The 244-nt window shown below is 40.6% G+C and carries 1 pseudogene; it reads right to left on the bottom strand.

The annotated features are described in order from the left end of the window. Window positions 1-244 (bottom strand): annotated as a pseudogene (locus ACY2RS_RS15760) (glutamate synthase-related protein); the annotation flags it as partial.

Raw genomic sequence — 244 nt, forward strand, 5'->3', positions numbered from 1 at the left:
TTAGCTCAATGTCACTCATTTTAAATTGACACGGATGCTCAGATCCAGCTGCATGCGTGATTTCTACAAGCTCTTTTCTAAAGGTTTTAAAATATTACGCCAGCCGTTCACTCTTTAAAGGAACATTGATTCCGTTTTGAAGCCATTTCCTTTGTGTAGCAACCCCTGCTGGGCATCTATTGGTATGGCATATTTGAGCCTGAATACCACCAATACTCATCATCGCCTCTCTAGCTACATTAAT

Source organism: Patiriisocius sp. 208BN25-11 (assembly GCF_058147145.1).